This is a genomic window from Streptomyces sp. NPDC054847, assembly GCF_053610925.1.
The window spans coordinates 1-3,357 of record NZ_JBSGZJ010000608.1; the positions used below are offsets into that span (position 1 = coordinate 1).

The 3,357-nt window shown below is 71.4% G+C and carries 4 protein-coding genes; 1 reads left to right on the plus strand and 3 read right to left on the minus strand.

What is annotated here, in order from left to right; all coding sequences use genetic code 11:
- From ACWGH4_RS33095 to ACWGH4_RS33105, 3 genes are all read right to left on the minus strand, one after another.
- Window positions 1-254, minus strand: a 254-nt coding sequence (locus ACWGH4_RS33095) for an acyl carrier protein (protein WP_453467360.1), incomplete at its 3' end; no start/stop codon positions are given.
- Between the two features lie 22 nt (window positions 255-276).
- Window positions 277-1,194, minus strand: coding sequence for a hypothetical protein (locus ACWGH4_RS33100; protein ID WP_453467362.1), 918 nt, complete (start codon window positions 1,192-1,194; stop codon window positions 277-279).
- 32 nt (window positions 1,195-1,226) lie between these two features.
- Window positions 1,227-2,498 carry a tryptophan 2,3-dioxygenase gene (locus ACWGH4_RS33105; RefSeq protein ID WP_441267166.1) on the minus strand — a complete coding sequence of 424 codons (1,272 nt, stop codon included), beginning with the start codon at window positions 2,496-2,498 and terminating at the stop codon, window positions 1,227-1,229.
- Between the two features lie 328 nt (window positions 2,499-2,826).
- Here ACWGH4_RS33105 and ACWGH4_RS33110 point away from each other — a divergent pair.
- The coding region (locus tag ACWGH4_RS33110; RefSeq protein ID WP_453467364.1) for an SDR family oxidoreductase at window positions 2,827-3,357 on the plus strand (531 nt) is incomplete at its 3' end.

Below are 3,357 nucleotides of genomic sequence, written 5' to 3' on the forward strand. Positions count from 1 at the left end.
CCCGCCAGGTGGGCGGCCAGCCCGTTCACGGTCGGGTGGGCCAGGAACTGGCGCACCGTCAGTGGATGCCCCAGCCGGTCCTTCAGCGCCCGCACGATCCGCACGGCGCACATGGAGTGCCCGCCGACCGCGAAGAAGTTGTCGTCGTCGTCGAACTCGTCGTGCCCCAGGCCCTCGGCCCAGGCGGTGCGCACCAGCACCACCGGTGCGGCCGGCTCGTGCGGCGTGGACGGTGTCTCAGGCATCGGTGTCATGGCTGCGCGGGCTCCTTCGTTCTCAGGACGTCTCGTCGGCGGGGGCGGCCGGGGCGGCGGGTACGAACTGCCGGTAGACGGCGTCCACGGAGTCCCACAACTGCGGGAACAGCGTCCGCTCGGACATCGTCATCAGGCTCTGCGTGGACTGCCCGCGCAGGCTCGTGGGCAGCCCGTCCGCGCCCTCGCCCCGGCGGGCGCCCGCATCCTGCGGCGTGTGCGGGCACGACGGATTCCCCGGGGCGCGGGGCGCCACCGCCTCGGGATGGCCCCCCAACTGGCCCCACACCATCCGCAGATGCAGCTGCTTCCAGTCCCCGACCGCGCCGTCCAGACGCATCAGGGCCTGACGCACCAGGGCGAGCCCGACCGCGTCCCGTTCCGCCTCGGCCGGCCGGGCCGTGCGGCCCTGCACGCGGATCAGCTCCTCCATGGGAAGAGCGGCCCGCTCCAGCGCCCGCACGAACGCCTGCCACAGCGGCTGCGCCGCACGGCGCAGGTTCCGCGCGCCGGGGGAGTCCAGGCCGGTGGTGTTCTCCGGGAACGTCTCACGCATCGTCAGCAGAGCGGTCTGCGGCAGGAAATCGGTCAGCACGGCCAGTGCCTGCACCGGGATCCGGCCGAGCGACGCGGCCCGCTCCAGCACCTGGGCGGCCAGCAGCGCGTCGCCGTCGTCGAGCAGCGCGAGGGCCCGGCCCATCTCGAAATGCATCGCCGCCCACGCGTACTCGGTGATCAGATGCACCGACTGGAACAGCCGCTGGTCGGGGTGGACCAGTTCGCTCTCCGGCAGCAGGGCCGACAACGCCTGCGTGAGCCGGGTGTCCTGCTCGTAGTTGCTGCCGCGGTCGTACTCGTAGACGAGCAGATGGTCGGCCGCCTCCGGGTTCAGTGCGCGACGGGCGGCACCCGGGCGCCCGGTCCTGGCACGCTTGCTCATCGGCCTCGCAGTCCTTCGGTCGGGATCGGGCATCAGCCGCCTGCCGGCTGCTGCTCCATGGCGGGGAAGAGACGGTTGGCGATCACCGATTCCAGATACGGCACACCCTCGGTGGACCCGGTGCCGGTGCGGGTGCCGATCATCCGCACCGCCAGCCGGAAGTGCGTCTGCTTCCACCGCTGGTGCACCGCCTCCAGGTGCCGGGCGGCCGCCCGCACCGCGGCGGCGTCCGGCTCCGCGAGCCAGCCGCTCGAGATCACGTCCTCCCACGTGCCCTGGACGGTCTCCCGCCCGGCCAGCACCTCACCGCGCACGCCCGGTACCGAGGTGAACGCGGCCGAGTCCAGCCGCGCTCGCGCCGGGGTGGAGCAGTAGCTCTCGAACCGCTTGTAGCCCTCGGACTGGATCGCGCTCGCCCCGTCGGTGAACCGCCGGAAGCTCTGGAACGACGCCGGCTGCATGGTCGCCAGCAGCGAGAACAGCGGCAGCGACTCGCGCAGCACGTCGGCGACCTCGGCGATCAGCGCGGCCGCGTCCCCGGGCCGCTCGCCGCGCAGCACCGACACCGCCGTACGCAGCGTCGCCGACATGAACGTGAACGTCGCCTCGAAACTCTGCAGCACCCGCAGGAACAGGTACTCGTCGTGCAGCACGTGGACCGGCTGCACACTGGCCCGCAGCAGCAGCCGCTCGGCCTTTGTCGCCGTCGCCAGCACGGCGTCCGCCAGCTCACGGGCCGGGGTACGGCCGGGCGTCGCCGCCAGCGCGACCGGGTCGACCGCCCCCTCCAGCACCCGCAGCGCGGCCGGCTCCATCACCCTCACCGCCAGCCGCAGCCGCTTGCTCAGCAGCACCGGCGAGGGAAGCATGCCCCGCGGGTCGGCGGGACGGCCGTCCAGGACCAGCGACTCGAAGCCGATCAGATCGGCGAGCAGCAGCAGAACCGTACGGTCCCGCCGGTCACGCAGCGCCCGCCCGCCCTCCGGCACGTCCGTCGCCGCCTCGTCCGAACCGTGCGACAGCAGGGGCAGGGCCGTATAGCTGGGATAGTCGTAACGGTCGTCGAACTTGTCCAGCAGCACATCGAGGAACCGGTCCAGAAAAGCATCCGGAAAAGCCGCCGGATTCCGCTCCCGATTCAGCGAACGGCACGCCGCGAGAAGCTCCAGGAGTTCCCGCCCGAGAAAGTGCTTTCCCACTGCACGCAGATGGTCGATGGTGCTGTCGTAAGGAAAAGGCGCTGCACCGCCCAAGGAACGCCAGACGGCGAGTTCACGCCGCAGCGGCTCGTCGGTGACGTTCATGTCGCGCATCCCTTCGGCCCACCGGTGAATGGGAAGAGATTCGCCAAGGACCCTGGAGAACCACTCAAGTACCGCTCTACGACGGGCCGTTGCCGGGCCCGCCCCGATGAGCCGCCCCCGGGCCCGCCCGGCCCGGCGCCTGGAGACGCGCTCGCGACCCGCTCGAGAACCGGACCGGGCCCATGGCCGCCCCGGCGCCGCGCTGCCTACCCTGACCCGGGCACCGCACCAGCACCCATCCGGCCTTCGCTCCTCCTGAGACGCACGCTTATGGAGTTGAGCGCTTGGACTATGGCTCGTCTCACCGCACTGGAGTTGACTCATCACCATGACGAACACACAGAACACGCAGACGACCGGAACGAAGACGACGCTGGTGATCGGCGGCACCGGCAAGACGGGCCGCAGGGTCGCCGAGCGGCTCACCGCACAGGGCCTCCCCGTGCGCGTCGGATCACGCTCCGGCGAGCCGCCCTTCGTGTGGGAGGACTCCTCCACCTGGGAGGCCGCCCTCGAGGGCGTCGGCGCCGTCTACGTCACCTACTACCCCGACCTCGCCTTCCCCGGCGCCGACGAGCACATCGCCGCCTTCTCCAAGCTCGCCGTCTCCAAGGGCGCCACCCGCCTGGTGCTGCTCTCCGGCCGCGGTGAGGAGGGTGCCGTGATCGGCGAGAACAAGCTCAAGGAGTCCGGCGCCGACTGGACGATCGTGCGCTCCAGCTTCTTCAACCAGAACTTCGACGAGAGCTTCTTCCTCGAGCCCGTCCTGGCCGGCGAGATCGCCCTGCCGACCGGCGACGCCGTCGAGGCGTTCGTCGACGCCGACGACATCGCCGACGTCGTCGTCGCAGCCCTTACC